The 20,094-nt window shown below is 62.7% G+C and carries 15 protein-coding genes; 8 read left to right on the top strand and 7 right to left on the bottom strand.

Annotated features, from left to right (window positions below; all coding sequences use genetic code 11):
- The first annotated feature begins 7 nt into the window (after positions 1 to 7).
- Positions 8 to 1,939 carry a DUF3604 domain-containing protein gene (locus tag DDZ17_RS07740; protein ID WP_116365507.1) on the top strand — a complete coding sequence of 644 codons (1,932 nt, stop codon included), beginning with the start codon at positions 8 to 10 and terminating at the stop codon, positions 1,937 to 1,939.
- Here the strand turns inward: DDZ17_RS07740 and DDZ17_RS07735 are convergent.
- Genes DDZ17_RS07735 through DDZ17_RS07725 form a run of 3 tightly spaced genes read right to left on the bottom strand, consistent with a single transcriptional unit; the run spans position 1,928 to position 4,699 of the window.
- Positions 1,928 to 2,350: a nuclear transport factor 2 family protein gene (locus DDZ17_RS07735; protein WP_116365505.1), complete on the bottom strand. Its 423-nt coding sequence runs from the start codon at positions 2,348 to 2,350 to the stop codon at positions 1,928 to 1,930. The genes DDZ17_RS07740 and DDZ17_RS07735 overlap by 12 nt on opposite strands.
- Before the next feature lie 17 nt (positions 2,351 to 2,367).
- Positions 2,368 to 3,549, bottom strand: coding sequence for a glucosaminidase domain-containing protein (locus DDZ17_RS07730; RefSeq protein ID WP_116365503.1), 1,182 nt, complete (start codon positions 3,547 to 3,549; stop codon positions 2,368 to 2,370).
- 19 nt (positions 3,550 to 3,568) lie between these two features.
- Positions 3,569 to 4,699: a polysaccharide deacetylase family protein gene (locus tag DDZ17_RS07725; protein ID WP_116366173.1), complete on the bottom strand. Its 1,131-nt coding sequence runs from the start codon at positions 4,697 to 4,699 to the stop codon at positions 3,569 to 3,571.
- Positions 4,700 to 4,958: 259 nt separating this feature from the next.
- Between DDZ17_RS07725 and DDZ17_RS07720 the strand changes: the two genes are divergently transcribed.
- Positions 4,959 to 7,454 (top strand): AsmA family protein, encoded by a 2,496-nt coding sequence (locus DDZ17_RS07720; RefSeq protein WP_116365501.1) that lies wholly within the window; start codon positions 4,959 to 4,961, stop codon positions 7,452 to 7,454.
- Here the strand turns inward: DDZ17_RS07720 and mnmH are convergent.
- Positions 7,421 to 8,527, bottom strand: a complete 1,107-nt coding sequence (mnmH, locus tag DDZ17_RS07715) for a tRNA 2-selenouridine(34) synthase MnmH (RefSeq protein ID WP_116366170.1) — start codon at positions 8,525 to 8,527, stop codon at positions 7,421 to 7,423. The two genes, DDZ17_RS07720 and mnmH, sit on opposite strands and share 34 nt — an antisense overlap.
- Before the next feature lie 37 nt (positions 8,528 to 8,564).
- Positions 8,565 to 9,608, bottom strand: a complete 1,044-nt coding sequence (selD, locus tag DDZ17_RS07710; RefSeq protein ID WP_116365499.1) for a selenide, water dikinase SelD — start codon at positions 9,606 to 9,608, stop codon at positions 8,565 to 8,567.
- Between the two features lie 217 nt (positions 9,609 to 9,825).
- Between selD and tadA the strand changes: the two genes are divergently transcribed.
- On the top strand, positions 9,826 to 10,287 hold the full coding sequence (gene tadA / locus DDZ17_RS07705; RefSeq protein WP_116365497.1) for a tRNA adenosine(34) deaminase TadA: 462 nt from the start codon (positions 9,826 to 9,828) through the stop codon (positions 10,285 to 10,287).
- Here the strand turns inward: tadA and DDZ17_RS07700 are convergent.
- The gene (locus tag DDZ17_RS07700) at positions 10,284 to 10,907 is read right to left on the bottom strand and encodes a TetR/AcrR family transcriptional regulator (protein ID WP_116365495.1); all 624 of its coding nucleotides are present in this window, start codon (positions 10,905 to 10,907) and stop codon (positions 10,284 to 10,286) included. The two genes, tadA and DDZ17_RS07700, sit on opposite strands and share 4 nt — an antisense overlap.
- 89 nt (positions 10,908 to 10,996) lie before the next feature.
- Here DDZ17_RS07700 and DDZ17_RS07695 point away from each other — a divergent pair, with 89 nt between their 5' ends.
- Both DDZ17_RS07695 and DDZ17_RS07690 read left to right on the top strand, forming a co-directional pair.
- Complete coding sequence (locus DDZ17_RS07695; RefSeq protein ID WP_116365493.1) at positions 10,997 to 13,309, top strand: TonB-dependent receptor; 2,313 nt, start codon at positions 10,997 to 10,999, stop codon at positions 13,307 to 13,309.
- Between the two features lie 24 nt (positions 13,310 to 13,333).
- Positions 13,334 to 14,629, top strand: coding sequence for a metallophosphoesterase (locus DDZ17_RS07690; protein WP_116365492.1), 1,296 nt, complete (start codon positions 13,334 to 13,336; stop codon positions 14,627 to 14,629).
- 449 nt (positions 14,630 to 15,078) lie between these two features.
- On the opposite strand, the gene DDZ17_RS07685 is transcribed toward DDZ17_RS07690, so the two are convergent.
- Entirely contained in the window at positions 15,079 to 15,795 is a 717-nt protein-coding gene (locus tag DDZ17_RS07685; RefSeq protein WP_116365490.1) for a Crp/Fnr family transcriptional regulator, read from the bottom strand.
- 220 nt (positions 15,796 to 16,015) lie between these two features.
- Here DDZ17_RS07685 and DDZ17_RS07680 point away from each other — a divergent pair, with 220 nt between their 5' ends.
- From DDZ17_RS07680 to DDZ17_RS07670, 3 genes are all read left to right on the top strand, one after another.
- Positions 16,016 to 16,780 carry an SDR family oxidoreductase gene (locus tag DDZ17_RS07680; RefSeq protein WP_116365488.1) on the top strand — a complete coding sequence of 255 codons (765 nt, stop codon included), beginning with the start codon at positions 16,016 to 16,018 and terminating at the stop codon, positions 16,778 to 16,780.
- A gap of 22 nt (positions 16,781 to 16,802) precedes the next feature.
- Positions 16,803 to 18,449 (top strand): dihydroxy-acid dehydratase, encoded by a 1,647-nt coding sequence (gene ilvD / locus DDZ17_RS07675; RefSeq protein WP_116365486.1) that lies wholly within the window; start codon positions 16,803 to 16,805, stop codon positions 18,447 to 18,449.
- A gap of 87 nt (positions 18,450 to 18,536) precedes the next feature.
- Positions 18,537 to 19,964 (top strand): aldehyde dehydrogenase family protein, encoded by a 1,428-nt coding sequence (locus tag DDZ17_RS07670; protein WP_116365484.1) that lies wholly within the window; start codon positions 18,537 to 18,539, stop codon positions 19,962 to 19,964.
- The last annotated feature ends 130 nt before the right edge of the window (positions 19,965 to 20,094 follow it).

Here is a 20,094-nt window from a genome sequence, read left to right as displayed (position 1 = left end):
GTACTGTATGCCGTCGCCGAGACACCGTCTTGCCGTGATACTGGCCGCCGCATTGCTGCCGGCGCTGGCCAATGCCGAACCGGCAGAGGCCCAGCGCGACCCGCGCCTGGACTATTCACCCTGGGCCGGGAAGGACTACCCGCGCGAGGTGTACTGGGGCGACACGCACCTGCACACCGCCGTTTCCATGGACGCCAACCTGTTCGGCGTGACCGGTCTTGGCCCCGAAGATGCCTACCGCTTTGCCCGGGGTGACACGGTGACCGCCGCCAACGGCATGCCCGCCAGACTGAGCCGGCCGCTGGATTTTCTGGTGGTGGCGGACCACTCGGAATATCTCGGGGTGATGCCCCTGATTCGTGGCGGCGACCCCATACTCATGCAGAACGCCACCGCCCGGGACTGGCAGCGCATTGTGGCCGAGGGCGACCCCTCCGCCTTTGGGCGGCTGATGCTCGATATTGGCAATTCCTACGAGGACGGCGAGCCCCTGCTGACCCTGCCGCAGGGAGTGCCCTCGCCCTGGAAAGCCAACAACCAGGCCGCCGATGCAGCGAACGAGCCCGGCGTATTCACCGCGTTCATCGGTTATGAATGGTCTGCCATGCCCGGTGGTGACAACCTGCACCGCATTGTAGTGTTTGGCGATGGCGCCGAGCACGCCGACCAGGTGGCGCCTTTCTCGGCGTTTGACAGCGACGACCCGGAAGACCTCTGGCGCTGGCTGGCGGATTACCAGCGTCAAACCGGCGGCCGGGTGCTGGCCATCTCCCACAACAGCAACCTGAGCGGCGGACGCATGTTTGCCGAAACCGCCCTGGACGGCCGGCCGGTGGATGCGGCCTATGCCCGCGAACGTCGGCGCTGGGAACCACTGATGGAAGTGACCCAGATCAAGGGTGACAGCGAGGCCCATCCCGCCCTTTCGCCGAATGACGAATTTGCCGACTACGGCACCTGGGACCAGTACAACATTGCCATGAATACGCCCCAGACCCCGGCCATGCAGCGCTACCAGTACGCCCGGCCCGCCCTGCAGGTGGGGCTGCAACTGGCGCAGCAAACCGGCGTCAACCCCTACGATTTCGGCATGATCGGCAGCACCGATTCCCATACCGCCCTGGCGGCGGTGGAGGAAGACAATTTCTGGGGCAAGAAGGCGGGGGATGAACCGGGCCCCCGGCGCAGCCAGAGTATCTGGGGCATTCCCGAGGCGGGCATGTCCAACACCCTGCAGCTGGCATCGGGTTACGCTGCAGTGTGGGCCACCGAAAACACGCGCGAGGCCCTGTTTGACGCCATGCAACGCCGCGAGGTGTACGCCACCACCGGCCCGCGCATTCGCCTGCGCTTTTTTGGCGGGTGGGAGTACACCGAAGACGATATGGCCGGCCCCAACCCGGCCCTGATCGGCTACGAGAAAGGCGTGCCGATGGGGGCCTACCTGCCGCCTGCGGGCAACGGCCAGCGCGCGCCGCGCTTTATGGTGCACGCCCTCAAGGACCCGGAGGGCGCCAATCTCGACCGGGTGCAGATCGTCAAGGGCTGGGTGGACGATGCCGGCACCGCCCACGAGACCATCTACAACGTGGCCTGGTCCGGGGCAGGCGAGGGCGATGGAGAGGGCGATGGAGACGGAGCGCGCACGCTGGATGCCGAGGGCAAGCTGCCGCCAGTGGGGGATACGGTGGACCGCGCCAGCGGCCGCTACCGCAACAGCATTGGCAGTGCGGAACTGTCCACCCTGTGGCAGGACCCGGATTTCAACCCTGAGCAGGGGGCGGTGTATTACGTGCGGGTCCTGGAAATTCCCACCCCGCGCTGGACGCTGTACGACCAGGCGCGCCTGGGGGTGAGTCTGGCGGAGGGCACCGAGGTGGTGCAGCAGGAGCGGGCCTACAGCTCGCCCATCTGGTACCGGCCCGCATCAGGGCGCTAGTGCATCCCAGGTGCCTTGTTGCGCCTGGGCCAGGGTGTCCAGGTATTCCCACACGCCGCAGATAAGCCCCGCCCGCAGGGCGAACACAAAACAGTAGTTGTTGCGGTAGGGGCGGCCGTCGGCGAGTTTGGCCCGCAGGGTGAACTGGGCCACCGCGTGCTGTTCATCCACGACCAGCCGCTGCAGGTCGATGGACAGGCTGCCGGCCTGGTAGACGCCCACGCCGCTGGTCAGCAGGTCCATCACCGCGGCGCGGCCGTGGCGGGGGTTGGGCTGGATGTGCGGGTTGGACGCCGGCACCTGCCAGCTCACATCCTCGCTGAACAGGGTGTCCAGGGCTATATCGCCGCGCCGCCCCAGCACAAGGTCAAAGTAGGTTTCAATCAGGCGGCGGTTCGCGGCAATAGTCATCGCTGTGGTGGCTCCTGTCAGTCCAGCTGCATGCGCTCGATGATGTCCTGCAGCTCGCCGCTGCTGCGCATGGCTTCAATGTCGTTGCGCAGCGCGGCGGCCTTGTCGGCGCCATCTTCGTTCAGCAAAAAGCGCACTGGCTCATCGCGCAGTACCGCATCGTCGGCAATGTCCAGGTGGTTGTGGCGAATCATGCCCTTGAGGGAATCCACGTAGGCCTGGCCGCGTTCGGAGTAGCTCAGCAAGCCATCGGCCAGCACCAGCGAATCCATCGGCTTGCCGGCGGCGCGCACCTCGGCGCGCAGGCGCCGGAAGTCCTCGTAGGCCGGGTGCGACATCAGGTTGATGAAGTAGCCACGCACGCTGTCGAAGGGCCACTCAAAGGCCTTGATCTGGTGGTTGCCCTTGCTCTTGCGCTGCTCCCGGGGCTTGATGCCGTCGTTTTTGTAGGTCCACTGGCCGAACAGGGAATTGCCCTCCACGGCAAAGCGGGAGGTGCCATAGCCGCTTTCGTAGGCCGCCTGGCCAAGGGCGAGGCCGGGGGGCACCACGTCCACCCGGTACAGCAGGGCGTCGATCATGGTGGCCAGTTCCGGCGTGTTGTCCTGCAGGGCATCCACGTACGCCTGGGTTTCGCCGGGCAGCAACAGCGCCAGGCGCTTCAGCATGGCCAGGCTTTCGGGGCTGACCTTGCCGGTGTCTGCCAGCTCGCCCCGGGCCTGTTCAAGGCCGTTGCGAAAGTGCATTACCATCTGGTTGGCATGCATCACCAGCGGCAGCATCAGGCGGTAGAACAGGGCCTTTTTCTGCTGCACCGGCATGTTGCGCGAGGCCTCCTGCCAGGTGGGATGGATGGCGGCAATCAGCAGGTGAGGCACGTTCAGTGGCTCGTCCGCGCTGGGCACGCCCCACCAGTTTTCCTTTTCCAGCAGGGCAACCATGCTCTCCAGCGAGCTGGTAACAATCACTTCCACGTCGCTGCCAGCGGCGGCCGTTGCCGCCTGGCCGCCGGCTTTGGCGGCGGGCTTGGCCTGATCCGCTGTGCCTTTGTCTCCGGCGCCTGCCTGTACAGCGCCGTCCTGCACCGTGCCGGGTTCAGCTGTACCAGCCCCGGCTTCGTCCTGCTTGCTACAGCCAGCCAGGCCGAGGGTGAGAATGAGCCCGAGTGCGGTGGCGCAGAGCGGACGGGTAGTTGCCATAAAGGGTGCTCCGTTGTGTTTAGTGTGCGGGTGGCTGGCGCGCAATCCATACCTGCGACAGCCAGTAAAAACGTCCGTCCCCGGCGGGTGCGGTACAGTTGTACCGGGAACGGCCCGGGCCCAGCGGTTGCGGTGCCTGCACGTTCAGTGCACCGCTGGCGGCCTGCGGCTCCACCGCACCCTGCCCGGAGATAAAACAGTGTAACCCCTCGGGAATGTGCTGAAAATGCAGGGTCAAAACCGGCCGGGCGCCTGGGCTGATCACGCCATCCGCCTGTAGCTCGCCGCGCTCGCTTGCAAGCTGCATGCCCTTGGCAGACAGCGGCATGGGCAGGCTGTTGATTTTGGTCAAAAAATCCCGCCGGTCACCGTAGCTGCCGCCAAAGGGAAAGCGCGGAAGGGCGCGGGCGTCGCTGTAGGGTGCCAGCGGTCCGGACTGCTGGCCAAAGCCGGCGAAGCCCAGCGCTGAGAGTATCTCGAGCACGGCGCTGTCGTACTCGCCGTAGGGATGGGCAAACAACCTGGGTGCCTGGCCGATTTCGTCGCCGATGCGCTGCTGCGCGCGGTTGATCTCCCCCTGGATGCGCTCACGCCAGGCGCTGTCGCTTTCGTCGCCCTGGCGCTCAAGCAGGTAGGGGTGGCTGGCGCTGTGGTTGGCGACGGTGCCGCCGTGGCGGGTCAGTTCGCGCAGCTGATCCCAGCTCATGTACAGGGGGTTGCCCTCGTCGTGGGGGTCGCTGTTGATAAACACGGTGAACGGCCAGTTGCGCGCTTGCAGCAGGGGCAGTGCGGTCTCGGCGATGGAGCGGTAGCCATCGTCAAAGGTGATGGCGGCGGTGCGATCAGGCAGGGCTTCGCCGCGTGCGTGGGCGTCCACCAGCGCTTGCAGCGGCACAACACGAAAGCCCTGCTGCTCAAGCAATGCCAGGTGTAATGCAAAACGCGCCGGCGAGGTGGACGTACTGGCGGGCGTGCTGTCGCTGATGTGGTGGTACTGCAGGATGACAGCGGCGCCTGCCTGGCGCGAAAGCAGCAGCGCCAGCACCGCCAGTGCCGACACAAACAGGGCCAGCGCCCCACGGGCGAAAGGGCGCCAGTGCGTGTCGGGCGTGCGGTGCTTGAGAGAAAGGGCAGGTACAGGCTTGGCCATGGCAGCATCTGCATTGGTTGTGAGGGTGCAGCAAGTATAGGCGGCCCTGGCCATCTGTCATGGCGGGCAATGGGAGGCAGTGGCGGCGCTCCTTCTGTGAGGGCTGTGAGGGCTGCGGAGGCTGCGAAGGCTGCGGGTGCTACGAGAGTGGCAAGCGCCGCAGGCAGGGCTACACTGCACAACACACCGGGTTTCGCCGCGGCGAAGCGCCCCAGGCCGCACGGTCATCTACTGTTGTCTATTGCTCGCGCCCTTGCCTATGACTGCTTTCAAAACCCTGCTCTCCATTCTGCTCGCCCTGCTGCTTGCCCTGTTGTTGGTGCTGGGCGCTCTACTGGCCTGGCTGCACTATGCCGACCTCACCGCCCACCGCGGCTGGATCGCCTCACTGGCCAGCCGTTCCATCGGCAGGGAGGTGCGGCTGGAAGGGGAAATCGGCCTGAGCCTGTGGCCACAGTTGCACCTGTCTGCCAGCCAGCTGGCACTGGCCAACGCCGATTGGGGCAGCGAGCCGGACATGGCCAGCGCCGGCCAGGTGGAGGTGGCCCTGCGCACGGCCTCGCTGTGGCAGCAGGGCCCGGTAGACATCCAACTGGTGCAGGCCAGCGATATCGACCTGCTGCTGGAGCATGGCCCCGATGGGCAGAGCAACCTGCCGCTGGCGTCCACCGGGGAAGGCGCGGCGGCGTCTGACACCGCGTTTACGGGTGAGGGCACGGGTATCGGCATCATGCTGGAAGCGGCCCGGCTGCAGAACCTGCGCCTGCGCCAGCGTAGTGAAGAGAACGGCAACAACACCGATCAGGTCTATGAGCTGACAACCCTTAAAGTGGAGGCAGACGACAACGACGATCTGCAACTGCAGGGTGAGGGCCGGGTGCGCACGCTGCCGCTGCGCCTGTCCGGGCAAATCGGGCGCCGCGTGGCGTTGGCTGCCGGGGGCAGCCTGCGGTGTCACCTGGCCGCGCAACTGGCCGATGCCGAATTCACCCTGCAGGGCCAGCGCCTAGTGCCTGATGCGGCTGGCGAAGACGGCCAACTGCAAGTGGAAGTGCAGGCAAGCGGGCTGCAGGCCCTGCTGGACGCCCTGGACATTCCGCTGGCTACCGGCGACAGCGCCCACCTGCTTGCCGAGCTGCGTGACCGCCAGGAGCAGGTATCAGGAAGCCTCACCGGCTCGCTGGGTGAGGTGGCGCTCAAGGCGCAGCTGGATGCCACGCCGGATCGCCTGGCCGTCGAAGGGCGTATCGATACCCTCAAGGCGCTGGCATCGGTATTTGCCGTGCAGGGCCTGCCCGGATTGCCGCTGAGCTTTGCCGTCAACCTGGCGCCGGCGGAGCAGGGCCTGGATGCGGGCTTGACTGTCAGCGACCTCCGCCTGGGCCTTGGCGATGCACAGTTGGAGGGGCAGGGCAGCTTGGCCGGTGAAGACGGGGCGGGCCACTTTGAACTTGAGGCAAAGGGCGAGCTGGCCTCGGAGTTGATGGCGCAGTTGCCCGAGCTGCCCTTCCAGCTTGCCGCCACCATCGACTGGTCTGCCGCTGGTCTTGTGGTGGCGCCGCTGCAGGTGCAGCTTGGCAACAGCGACCTTGCCGGGGAGCTGTCCCTGACGGCCGCCGACAGCGGCGATGAAAGTCACAGCAGTGAAGGCAGTAAAAAGAGCCCCGTGCTGGTGGCGGCGCTCACCTCCAGCCGCATCGACCTGGTGCAGTGGCAGGGCGAGCCACAGGAGCCAGCCGCAAGCGATGCGAGCACAAAGGCGTCAACCGCAAATGAATCCGCTATAAAAGATCCCGCCAAAAGAGAGCCGACCGCAGCCAGCACCCGCTCGGCAAGTGAGCCGGCGCGCTATGTGTTTGGCGAGGCGGCGCTGCCGCTGGCCGCCCTGCAGGACAACCGTATCGATGTGCAGTGGCAGATAGCGGCGCTGCACACCCGCCTGCTGGTGCTGGAAGACGTGGCCGTGAAGGCCGTGTTGCAGGACGGCCGGCTCGACATCAGCGCCGATGTAACCGGCGCCGATGGCGGCGAAGGGCGCAACCGCCTGGTGCTCGACAACCGTGGCGAGCAGCCGCAATTGAGCCTCAACAGCCAGCTGCGGGACTTCCGGATCAACCTGGCCTCAGGCGAGGTGGAAAAGGCCGAGGACATTCCGCCCCTCAGCCTCAGCCTGGAACTGGCCGCCAGCGGGGCCAGCCCCCGGGCGCTGGCTGCCGGCAGCGATGGCAAGGCCATGCTGACCATGGGCCCGGGGCTTTTGACCAACAGCATTATGGAGACCTTCTCCGGCGACCTCCTGGCGCAGCTGGTGTCGGCCCTGAATCCGTTCGCCAAAACCCAGGCGCACATGGCCTTCCAGTGCGGTGTGGTGGCCATGGAGATCGACGCCGGCCAGGTAAGTATCGAGCCGGTGGCGATACAGACAGAGAAACTGCAGGTGGTAGCCAGCGGCGAGGTGGACTTGACTGACGAGGCCATCAACATCGTGTTCAACACCAAACCGCGCAAGGGCGTGGGGGTGAGCGCCGATATGTTCGTCACGCCCTTTGTGTCGCTGGAGGGCACCCTGGCTGCACCGCGCATCGGGCTGGATGAAAAGGGCACCCTGCTCACCGCTGGGGCGGCGGTGGCCACCGGCGGTATGTCAATTTTGTGGAAGGGGCTGATGGACCGCGCCACCGGCACGGTGGATCACTGCGAGGGCACCTTTGCCAAGTACACTCACGCGCCGCTGCCGGCGCGCGAGAGCAGGTAGTCCCTGACCTCGGCGGCGCTGCCTCGCAGGGCAACCGGACGCGCCGTGCGGGCAAGCTGGTAGTCGTACATCGGGTCGTAGTAGTCCCTGAGCAGGGTGCGAATCCACAGGCGGTGGCCGCTGCTGTCGCCGTGCTGCTGCTCGGTGAGGGCCTGCTGAAGCTGGGCCTTGAGCGCCGCGTGGCGGCTGCCGCCCAGCCGGCGCTGCAACTTGGCCAGCGCCGTGTGCAGGTCATTGGCGAAGGCATCAAAGCCCTCTGCCTCGCCCAGCGCTTGCTGCCACTCGGCGAGCTTGTCAAGAATGTAGTGGCGGTAGCTGTGCTCCACCCGCGCTTCCAGCGGGCTTTCCACCACCACGGTGGTGGCGGATTCCATGCGGGTGCGCAGCGCCAGCGGCAGGGCGCAGCGGCCAATCAGCAGGCTTTCATCCTCCACCAGTAACGGCTGCCCGGGGGCGGCGTGGTCGGCGCGCAGCAGGGCGATGGCGATGCGGTTTTCAAAATCGATCTGCGCCGGCTGCCCGCCGGGGCGCTTACCAAAACTGCTGCCGCGATGGTGGGCCAGCTCCTCCAGGTCGATGCTGCGCGGCAGCTGGTGCAGCAGGTCGGTTTTGGCGCAGCCGGTGCGCCCGGCCACTACGATCAGCGGGCACCGCGCCAGCACCTCTTCTGTGGTGTCCAGCAGATACCGGCGCATGGCCTTGTAGCCGCCAATCACCCGTGGGTAGTTTACCCCGGCCTCACGCATCCACTGCTGCACGGTCTGGCTGCGCAGGCCACCGCGCCAGCAGAACAGGTAGCCTCCGGGGTGGGCGCGGGCAAAGGCCAGCCACTGCTGCAGGCGCTGTTCTTTTACCTCGCCACTGACCAGCCGGTGCCCCAAGGTGATGGCGGCCTGCTGGCCCTCGCGCTTGTAGCAGGTGCCCACCTGCGCCCGCTCGGCATCGGTCATCAGGGGCAGGCTGGCGGTGTGGGGGAAGGAGCCCTTGCGGTATTCCAGGGGCGCCCGGGTGTCGAACAGGGGCGTGTCGCGCAAGAACAGCGCGGCGTAGTCCTGGGTATCGGGGCGGCTCACGGCTGTTTCCGAATCGCTCAAGGCTGTTTCCCCGCGCTCACGGCTGCACCTCAATCCGCGGGCCGCTATTTTGCGGGCGCAGTTCGCCGATGCTGTGGCAGCAGGCGCCGGCGGCGCGCAGCAGGGCCTCAACGGCGTCGCAGGCCTCGGGGCGCACCGCCAGCAGCAGGCCGCCGCTGGTTTGCGGGTCGCAGAACAGGGCCCTTTGTTCGTCGTTCAGGGGGCCAAGGCGTGCGCCGTAGGAGTCGAAGTTACGCCCGGTGCCACCGGGCAGGCAGCCGGCGGCCAGGTAGTCCTGCACGGCTGGCAGCAGGGGCACAGCGGATGCGCGGATCACGGCGTTAACGCCGCTGCCCTCGCACACTTCCAGCAGATGGCCCATCAGGCCAAAGCCGGTAACGTCGGTCATGGCCTCTACCCCGTCGATGGCGGCCAGCTCAGTGCCAATGCTGTTGAGGGTGCACATCACGTCGCGGGCCAGGTGCTGGTGTTCCGGGCGCAGTTTTTTCTGCTTCTGGGCGGTGGTGAGAATACCCACACCCAGGGGCTTGCTGAGGTAGAGCCGGCTGCCGGCACTGGCCCGGTTGTTCTGCTTGAGCTGTGCTTTGGCCACCAGCCCGGTTACCGCCAGGCCGAAGATCGGCTCCGGCGAATCGATACTGTGGCCGCCGGCCAGGCTGATGCCGGCATCCGCGCAGGCCTGGCGCCCGCCGTCCACCACCTGTGCCGCCACGTGTGCGGGCAGGGTGTTCACCGGCCAGCCGAGAATGGCAATGGCCATCAGGGGGCGTCCACCCATGGCGTAAATATCGCTGATGGCGTTGGTGGCGGCGATGCGCCCAAAGTCAAATGGGTCGTCGGCAATGGGCATGAAGAAGTCCGTGGTGCTCAGCACCACCTGGCCATTGCCCAGGTCGTAGGCGGCCGCGTCGTCGCGGCTGTGGTTGCCCACCAGCAACCGGGGCGAGTCGGGTAACTGCAGCTGCGAGGCGAGGATGGTATCCAGCACCGCCGGCGCAATCTTGCAGCCGCAACCGGCGCCGTGGCTGTATTCGGTAAGGCGAATGGGCGCTGTGCTCATGCCGGGCTCCGTGGGTTGGGTAGTCGGTGGGCACCGTGGTTGCGCCTGGTGCCGGCTTGGCCAAAATCATACGCCACCACCGCGGCGCGGCCCAGTTGTGGCGGTGTTTTGCTCTTGCGGACGGTAGCGTTGCATTGCGCTTTCACGTTGTGCCGGCGATTTGTACCGGCAAGCGCCCCGATTCAGTACACTGCGCTTTTTTTAAGAGCGTTTACACATGGCCATCAACCTGGCGGAAGACGAACACTGGATGCGCCGCGCCCTGACCCTGGCCGACCGCGCCGAGAACGAGGGCGAGGTGCCCATTGGCGCGGTGGTGGTGCGCGAGGGCGCCCTGCTGGGAGAGGGCTGGAACTCGGTGATCAGCTACGCGGACCCCACCGCCCATGCCGAGATTGTGGCCCTGCGCGATGCCGCCCGGGCGGTGGGCAATTACCGCCTGCCTGGCGCCACCGTGTACGTCACCCTGGAGCCCTGCACTATGTGCGCCGGGGCGATGATTCACGCCCGCATTGACCGGGTGGTGTTTGGCGCCCGGGAGCCCCGCGCCGGGGTGGCCTGCAGCACCTGCTGTTTGCTGGACGAGCCGCGCTACAACCACCGGGTAAGCTGGCAGGAAGGGGTGCTTGCCGAAGACAGCAGCCAGCGCTTGAAGGCCTTCTTCCGCGCCCGGCGTTAACGGCGCGAGCGGCCCGCGCCGCCGCCCTGGCGATGCGGGGCCAGTTCGTTTTCCAGCATGCCGATCAGCGCATCCACCATGCGCACCGAGTCGCGCCGCGTCCAGGCCCGCTGGCGGGTGGTGATGTGGTAGTGCTGGGCGCCCGCCAGGGTGTCCTCGGCGAAGGCCAGGGCATCGTCGCTGGGCACCGCACTGCAACAGTCGCGGATCAGCGAGCGCAGGGGGCTGCCCGGTGAATCGCGCATGCTGGAGCGGGTAGAGCGCAGCTCCGGGTGCCGTGGCAGGGCCTCCAGAATACTGAGCATGGCGCGCCCGCGCAGGCCGGTGAGGGCCGCCCCCATGCTGTCAATCCAGGCAATCAACTGATCTCGCGGTGGCAGGCCCGGGTCGGGGAGTTCACCGAGCTGTTCGTAGGCCTGGGCCAGCATGTGCCGGATCAGCGCCAGCTTGCCGTCAAAGCGGCGATAGAAGGAGTTGCGGCCGCAGCCCGCCCGGGCCAGCACATCGTCAATCGTCATGCCATCAAACCCCATGGCGGCCAGGGACTCCCAGCCCGCCTGCAGCAGGGCGCTGTCTATCTTGCGGTTGCGGGGGCGGCCGCGGTTATTTTGCTCGCTCACGAATTTGCCTGGTGCGTCATTTTTCTGTCATTTAATTACGATACTGTGCCGTTCCTTAATTAATTGCAAGCCCTTGCGAGGTAAGAGGAATGGCTCAACAACCCCTGTCTGTTTATTGTAGCGCCGCGCTGCTGGCGAGTGTGCCGGCCCTGGCCGCGGCCGAGCCGGTGCGGTCTGCCGGCACTGCGCTGGAAGTCATCACCGTGACCGCCCAGAAGCGCGAGCAGCGCATTACCGATGTACCAATGTCCATGAGCGCCTACGATGGCGAGTTCCTGGAGCAGATCGGCGGCACCGAACTGGACCGTATTGCCGCCATCACCCCCGGCTTTGTCATCCAGCTGCAGGACAAGTTTGCGCCTGGTTTTTCCATTCGCGGCATCACCTCCAACGACTTCAGCCCCCAGAGCGAGTTGCGGGTGGCGGTGTTCCAGGACGGTGTGGCGGTAACCCAGGCGGCATCGTCCTACGGCGAGCTGTTTGATATCGACCGCATCGAAGTGGAGAAGGGCCCCCAGTCCACCCTGCACGGCCGCTCGGCGCTGAACGGCGGCGTTTCCATCTTCCACAAAACCCCCGAAGATGAGCTGGGTTTTGAAGTACAGGGCGGCATGGGCGACTACGACTATCGCCACCTGCAGGGGGTGGCCAATGTACCGGTCACCGACACCCTGGCGGTGCGCATCGGCGCCTTGATGCGCCAGCGCGACGGCTACGTGGAAGACATCGGCAGCGACAACACCTACAACGACATCGACGCCCGGGCCTACCGCTTCAGCGCCCGCTGGGAGCCTACCGATCGCTTCAGCTTCAACCTGGTGGCCACCCTGGATGAAGACGACACCAACAGCACCGTGCCCTTCAAGTCCGGCACCTTCCTGCCGCTGGACCAGGCAACCGGCGACGTGGTTGGCGACCTGGATTTCTGGTCGCCCCTGCACCTGGATACTTTCGGCGCCATTCCCGACCCGTACTTCCAGCGCGAAATTCGCGGGGCCAGCGGCATTGCCGAGTACGACATCGACGAGCGCCTGAGCCTGACCGCCATCACCGGCTACCGCTGGTTTGACGCCTGTGAGTCCTTCGACAGCGACGGCACCTCCACCAACATGATTGCCGGCCACCAGTGCAACGGCGGCGAGCAGCTCTCGGAAGAAATTCGCCTGAACTTCACCGGCCTTGGCAATTTCGACGGCTTTGTGGGCGCCAGTGTGTTCGACGCCAGCAACTACATGAGCATGGATCTGGGCTACGACGAGCGCGCCATGGCCCTACTGCTGGGCGGCGTGCTGCAGCCGCTGGCCCCGCGCGGGCTGACCAACGACGAGATCAACGCCCTGCTGGGCCCCACGGCGGATGTGCTCAAGCCCTTCCACCTGGATCGCACTGAAACCAACGCCGATGTGCGCACCTACGACCTGTTTGCCGATGCCACCTGGCACCTCAGCGAGCAGTGGGAAGTGTTTGCCGGCGCCCGGGTCACCTGGGATGACAAAACCGTGTACTTGCGCGGCACCACGCCCTTTGGCCCCAGCAACCTGACCGGCGGCGGCATCCTGTTCAACCCCACGCCCAATGGCGATACCGTCAGCGACGACAACAGCTCCACCACCACCACCGGCCGCGCCGGTGTACGCTACAGCTTCAGCGACAGCCTCAACTGGTACGCCGTGTACGGCATCGGCAAGCGCCCGGAAGTGCTCAACGTGGGCGCCGACGGCAGCTCCGAGGTTATTCCCACGGAAGAGCTGGCATCGGTGGAAACCGGGCTCAAGTTCCAGCTGCTGGACAACCGCCTGGTGGGCGACACCTCCATCTACTACTACGAATACGAGAACTTCCAGACCCAGGCGGTGATCGATGGCCGCTTTACCGCGGTGAACGCCGGCGAGGCGGACGCCACCGGTTTCGAGACACAGTTCAATTATCTTGCCTCCGAGGCAATCAACCTCTTCGCCAGCTACGGCTACAATAAGGCGCGCCTGCGTTCCGGTGCCTACGACGGCAACCAGTTCCGCAACAGCCCTGACCATAAATTTTCACTGGGCGCCAACCTGGCCCTGCCACTGTTTGGCGGGTCCCTGGAGTTTTCACCGGTGTACAGCTGGCAGTCTGAAATGTTCTTCTTCGACGATAACGACAAGCCCGAACTGCAACAGCGCGTGCCCGCCGCCTTTTCCGACACCAAGGTGGACGAATACCAGGACAGCTTTGGCCTGCTCAGTGCGCGCCTGTCCTACTACGGCGGCAGCGGCAACTGGTCGCTGGCCCTGGTGGGCGGCAACCTGACCGACGAGAAATACCTGGTGGATGCCGGCAATACCGGTGACTACTTTGGCATCCCGACCTTTATCGGTGGCAGCCGTCGCAACGTGCGCGCCGAATTCAGTTTCGATTTCTAATAAAGCCTGCAAGGAGTGAATCGCATGACATCCATCAAACCCCTGTGCCGCGCGGTGGCGGTGGCCTGCCTGCTTAGCGGCCTGGCCCCCGTGGCCGGCGCCGGTGACGATACCTTCACCATCGCCGTAATCCCCGATACCCAGAACTACCTGGACTACACCCACCAGACCGCCGAGGGCTTTCCCTTCGACGCCAACGTCATGTTCATCGAGCAGATGCGCTACATCGCCGACAACCTGGAAAGCGCCGGCGGCGAAATCGCCTTTGTCACCTCCCTCGGGGACGTGTGGCAGCACCAGACCCTGGCCATGGACGAAGAGCACAAGGCGCGCGGGTTCAAGACTGCCCCCAACCCGTTGTTCGACGGCCACTTCCAGCCCACTGAAAAAACCCGCACCGTGGAAATGCCCAAGGCCCACGAGGGGTTCTCGCTGATCGCCGGCAAAGTGCCTTTCTCTGTAGTGCCGGGCAACCACGACTACGACGCCATGTGGACCGATTCCAAACACCCGCCGGCGGCCGAGTTCGACCCCACCGACTGGTCCAGCCTCGGGGTTTTGCACCCGGGTGGCCTGGATAACTTCCGCTCTGTGTTTGGTGCAGAAACCGCCTTCTTCAAAGACAAGCCCTGGTATGTGGCCTCTCACGATGGCGGCGCCGACAGCGCGCAGATCTTCACCGCCGGTGGGTATCGCTTCCTGCACATTGGCCTGCAGTTCGACGCGCCCAACGAAAGCCTGGCCTGGGCGGCGGAGATCGTAAAACGCTACCCGGGGCTGCCCACCATCGTCTCCACCCACGATTACATGAACACCGAGGGCGAGCGCAAAGCCAACGCGCTGATCGACGGCCAGCGGGTGGACCCAATCCACAACAACCCGGAAATGGTGTGGCAGAAGTTCATCAGCCAGCACGACCAGATCTTCCTGGTGCTGTGTGGCCACCAGCACGCCCAGGCCCAGCGGGTGGACAGCAACGCCGCCGGCAACCCCGTGTGGCAGCTGCTGTCGGACTACCAGGACCGCCACCAGACCCTGGTGGATGTGAACTATGAGTTTGGCCAGTTCCCCGTGGGCATTGGCGATGGCTGGCTGCGCTTTATGGAATTTGACATGGGCGGCGACCAGCCCAGCGTACACGTGCGCACCTACTCCACCCATTACGATGCCCAGAGCAGCGACCTTGCCGAGTACGCCGACTGGTACCGGGAGAAAGAAAAGCCCAAGGAGTCCGTGGAGCAGTACCTGGCCGGGGACGACTTTGTCATCTCCCTCGACGGCTTCCACCAGCGCTTCAGCGGCGCCCGAATCACGCCCTGACGTGCCTGCAGCGGGAGCCGCCAGACTTGGCGGTTCTCGCCTCTTCCCTTCTGGTTGGGCATTGTTTTCTGTCGGGGTAGCCGAACGGAAAAGTTATCAGAGCATCGATCCAATGAACGATTTCAGGCCCGGGCACCGGAGGGCCATAGTCTTTTTTCGCGGCTTGACTAGCGCATCTCCGCATGGCCTCCAGAAACAATTAAGACTTTTTTACACGCTAAGCGTTCGACATCCAGTCGGGAGGCGAGACGCTTTGATCTAACATTTCAATGTACTGTGTAGTTTTGCTGAACGCCTGCGGATCAACCCCTCGGGTTATCTGTTCGAATTGCTCATGTCGCAGGCGCCCCATTGCACGCAACTCACTCCGGGCTGCCCCGCTGTCACCATTGCAACTTCTACTTCGATTCACCGTTGAGCGGTGAGTTCGCCCTGCCAAAAAAGCCCTGCTATGAATGATAATCGGGAACGAGTTGCTCTCCTCCGACAAGGCCATCACAACTACCTATTAGGGAGTTAATATCGGGAATTTCGACCCTGCCGTAACTGCGTCGAAGCAGTCCCGCCTCTTCCAGCTTCTTCAACTCGCGACTGATGCCCTCCCGGTTAGATCCCAGCATTCGAGCAAGATTTTGGTGAGTAAAACCCTCAAGCACAGTCGCTCCATGTTCGTCCTCTACGCCGACACTGTAAGCCAAGCGCCCCAACAGGCGCGCGAGGCGATCGTTCATTGACAGAGCGGTGGCCTCATCGACGGTTGTATGGGCAATACGCAGGCGGCAGGATAGTAGTTTATTGATCTGCACAGGTATCTCGGGATACGTGGTGTATAGCTCGTCGAAATCACGCTTGTGCAGGACCAGGAGATCTGCGGGCCCTTGCGCGTAGGTACTGTGTACGCGACAAAGCCCATCTATCAGGCTCAGTTCGCCAAAGCAATCTCCCGCCTGAAGGACTGCATACTGAATTTCTTTACCTCTCAGTGTGTAGTTGCTTGAACGTATCTTCCCGGACGCCACCATGTAGAGTTCGTGACCTTCTTCTCCCAGCATGTATACGGCTTCACCATCACCATAGTGACGCGTTCGCATACGCTGTACCACAGCCTCACGGATGTCCGGTGGGAGATTGTCTATCCAGCTATGTAGGGCGCGGATCTTTTTCATGCTCTTGGATGCCCGGGACCAAATAGGTCCAAAGTTAATAAGTGCTAATTAAATTAGAGTGCTCGAAGCGCGCTGAAGCTCACGGTGGTATGCACTGAAGCCCCGGTTGCTTGCCGTAGAGAATAGTAAGTGATTGTGAGAATTGTTACGAAATCTCTGAGAGAAAGCTGCCACAGTAGCCACCCAACTGGCTGATCGGCAACGTCGCAGGGGTGTCCGCATGAGAAATATCAAGGGTTTAGTCGCCTGGGTGACCGGCGGTGGATCAGGCATTGGACGAGCGACCGCAATTGAGTTGGCCAATGCCGGGGCCACGGTCATTGTCAGTGGTCGTCGCCAGGAGCCATTGGTGCAAACCGTGGCGCTGATCAATACTGCGGCAGGATCCGCCGATTTCGAGCTAATGGATCTTGCAGAAAAACAGCAATGTTATCGGGCGGCCGAACGCATCATGGAGCGTCACGGCCAGGTCGACATTTTGGTCAATAACGCGGCAACCAACCTTCCCACTCGCCACTGGCATTCCATGCAAGATGGCGATTTTGAGCATGTTATCAATACCAACATCAACGGTATCTATCACTGCACCCAGGCGGTATTGCCGACCATGCGTAAAAACAGTGACGGCCTGGTTATCAACATTGCCTCCTGGGCTGCTGTTCACAACACCTACCTGTCTGGCGCGGCCTATAGCACGTCCAAAGCGGCGCTGCGCACACTGACAGATACCCTCAATATGGAAGAAGGTCATCATGGTATTCGGGCAACAGCCATCAGCCCGGCAGAGGTCGCGACACCTTTCGCCAAACAACGGGTAGGAGGTGCTGCGGCCGAAGGCGCGCTCGACATTGCACTGCAACCGGAAGATGTAGGTGAAACCATTGCATTTGTCGCTCAGTTACCGGTGCGAGCCTGTATCAATGACCTTGTTATCAGCCCCTCGAATAACCGTTGGTATACCTTGGCTCGGTCTGTTGGCAACTAAATTCCTCATAGGAGATTACAGTATGCCCACGAAGAACAGCGACATCATTCATTCCAGTGGCAATAGCCTGATGAACCAGTTTCGCAATGGCCTTATGAAGGGGGCCGGCTACGACACGAACGAACTAAAGAAAAAGCCGCTGATCGCCATTGCCAACTCCTTCACCGAAATGACCGCCGGCCACAATCATCTGGACAGGTTGGGTAACAAGGTCAAAGAGGGAATTCTGGTCGAGGGTGGAGAATACGCGGAATTCAACGTGCCTGCGCCCTGCGACGGCATTGCCATGGCCCACGACGGTATGCGCTATGTCCTGGCGCAGCGTGATCTCATCGCTGATATTGTCGAAACCCACGTGCGTTCGCAGGCGTTTGATGCAGTGGTCTTTATCGCCGGTTGCGACAAAATCAACCCGGGCATGATGATGGCCATGGGCCGCCTGGACCTGCCGAGCATTTACCTTTCCGCCGGCACCGGACAGATGAATATTCGCAACGCCCCATCGTTTACTTCTTCAATCGATCACTTTGATTATAAAGGCGACTCCGAGGCGACGTATGAAACCATGCACTGCAGTACCTGTGGCGCCTGCGAAATTATGGGCACCGCTAATACCTTCCAGTGCCTGGCTGAAGTACTGGGTATCTGCCTGCCAGGCAGCGGCAATATACCCGGCTGGCACTCGGATAAGTTGAAAGCGGCACGGGCCACGGGTCAGCGTGCGGTACAGATGTTCCATGAAGGGCTGAATGCACGTCAGTTCCTCACCCAGCAATCACTTGAGAACGCCGCGAAGATGCTCATGGCCATTGGTGGTTCCACCAACGGTATTTTGCACCTTCCTGCCATTGCTGAATCGGCAGGCGCAAAACTGACTCTGGAGCACTTTGAACGTGCCACACAGGAGATGCCCACCTTGTTGGCGATTAGCCCCAATGGCCCCTGGGGAGTTCAGGATTTGTGGGCCGCTGGTGGCATGCCGGCTGTACTCAAAGTGATGCAGAACGATATCAACACATCTACCCCAACCGTTGATGGAAGGACATTGCAGGAAGTAGTCGATACAGCAACGGTGCTCAACTCCAGGGTCATTCCTGCGCGAGACAATCCCCATCGACCCACCGGCGGCATTGCGGTACTGCGCGGAAATCTTGCCGCAGACGGGTCAGTGGTCAAGCGCGCAGGGGTTAAGGAGAACATGCTCAAGTGTAAAGGAACTGCTGTCTGTTTCGATTCGGAGGACGATGCTCTGGCTGGGCTAAACGAAGGAAAAATAAAAGCCGGTGATATCGTGGTACTGCGTTATCAGGGACCAAAGGGTGGCCCGGGCATGCCGGAAATGCTGGGTTTCACATTGGCGCTGAAGTCAGCCGGGTTGGCAGACACGGCGCTGGTGACGGACGGCCGGTTCTCCGGCGCGACCAGTGGCCCCTGTGTCGGTCATATCTGCCCCGAGGCTGCCGATGGTGGTCTTATCGCCCTGATTGAAAACGGTGACATGATCGAGATCGATATGCTCGAGGGTCGTATCCATGCCGATGTGTCGGACGAGGAAATCGCCAAGCGGCGGGAACAGTGGAACCCCTTGGTAAAGGACGTGGGTTTTGGTTTTATGGACCGCTATCGCCGACACGTCCGCTCCGCTAGTGAAGGTGCGATCCTCGACTGAACCCGGCCAGCGTTCAGCACCAAAAGAAAAGTGCGAGCGCGCAGACTGTGCTGACTTTTTATAACTTTCTTGCAGAGGAAAAACGCCATGTCAAACAATGACGCCAACGCCATTGCGGAACTGCACCAGATATTCGACGCGCAACGCGCCGCTTTCTCTCACAATCCCGAACCGGAGATGCCCCGGAGAATCGAGCTATTGCAGCGCATTCCAGAGATGCTCGCCAGTCGCCATGCGCAGGTGGTTGACGCCCTGCAGAGTGATTACAAAAACCACCCGGCACTCACCGCCACTCTGTTCGATTTTCTCAACATTCTGGAGCGCAACCAGCACGCTTTGGACAATATCGAACAGTGGATGCAACGCGAAGAACGACCCTTGGCTCAGGCGTTGTACGGCAGCTCAGTCGCCTACATCCGCCATCAACCCAAGGGGGTAATAGGCAATCTTTCGGCCTGGAACTTCCCGTTCGATATTTCATTTGGTCCAATGATCGATATGCTCGCAGCGGGCAACAGGGTGATCATCAAGCCCTCTGAGCAAGTTCCTGCCTGTGGTGAAGTGATGCGTGAAATGATTGGCGATACTTTTGCTGCTGATGAGGTGGCGGTGGTGACCGGAGGACTCGATCTGGCTCGCCACTTCAGCACACTCCACTGGGATCATCTGGTCTATACCGGCAATACCCGTGTTGGTCGTGAGGTCGCGCTCAAGGCAGCTCAGAACCTGGTCCCCGTGACCCTGGAACTGGGCGGCAAAAATCCTGTCATCCTGACAGAGGACGCCGTCACGCCAAACAATGTCGAACGGATTCTCGCGACGAAGATAACCAAGAACGGCCAGATATGCATCAACGTGGACCATGTCTATGTGCCCCGATCCAAACGGGACCTTTTCCTGGACCTGCTCCGGAAGCAGATTGCTGCCTGGTTCGACGACTTCACGCTTAGCGACGAAGTCTGCAATATCCTGAACCAGCGCCAGTGGAGTCGCCTGCAGAATTTGGTTGAAGAGGCCCGGGAGAGTAACCCCACAAGTCTTGTGGAACTGGGTTCACCGGCCAGCACTGAGAATGGTTGTCGCATGCCCTTCACCGTTGTATGTGATCCAGCACCCGAGATCGGCGTATCGACCACGGAGATGTTCGGCCCGATTCTGCCAATCCACACCTTTGATACGCTGGATGAAGTGATCAATGGCATCCACCGCCGGGAACGGCCCTTGGGTATCTACATGTTTTCCAACAATCGAGAAGACATTGAGTATGTACGCAGCCGTACCTCTTCCGGCGGCTTCACTGTTAACTGCGTGGCACTACACGGCGCCCAAGCAAACCTGGGTTTCGGCGGCGTTGGGCACAGTGGCACCGGGCGTCATCACGGTATTGAGGGCTTCCGCGAATTCTCTAATCCCCGTGCATACCTGGAATTGGCCGATGACGCCCGAATTGAGCCATTGCTGACACCTCATCGGGAACAGACTGTCGAGTTTGTCCGCCATCTGATGAGTACCTGACAGTTTGAGCGTGCCTTTGTCAGCAAGGCGATTGGCTTCACCGCTGTAATCGATCAGTCGCAAGTTGCCGCTGCTGTCTTCATGCTGTTGGATCGGCTTTAGAGCCATTCAGCGCGGCCGTACCGCCAAC

Source organism: Parahaliea mediterranea, from assembly GCF_003402235.1.
Taxonomy (GTDB): Bacteria; Pseudomonadota; Gammaproteobacteria; order Pseudomonadales; family Halieaceae; genus Parahaliea; species Parahaliea mediterranea.
This window is presented reverse-complemented; position numbering and strand designations above follow the sequence as displayed.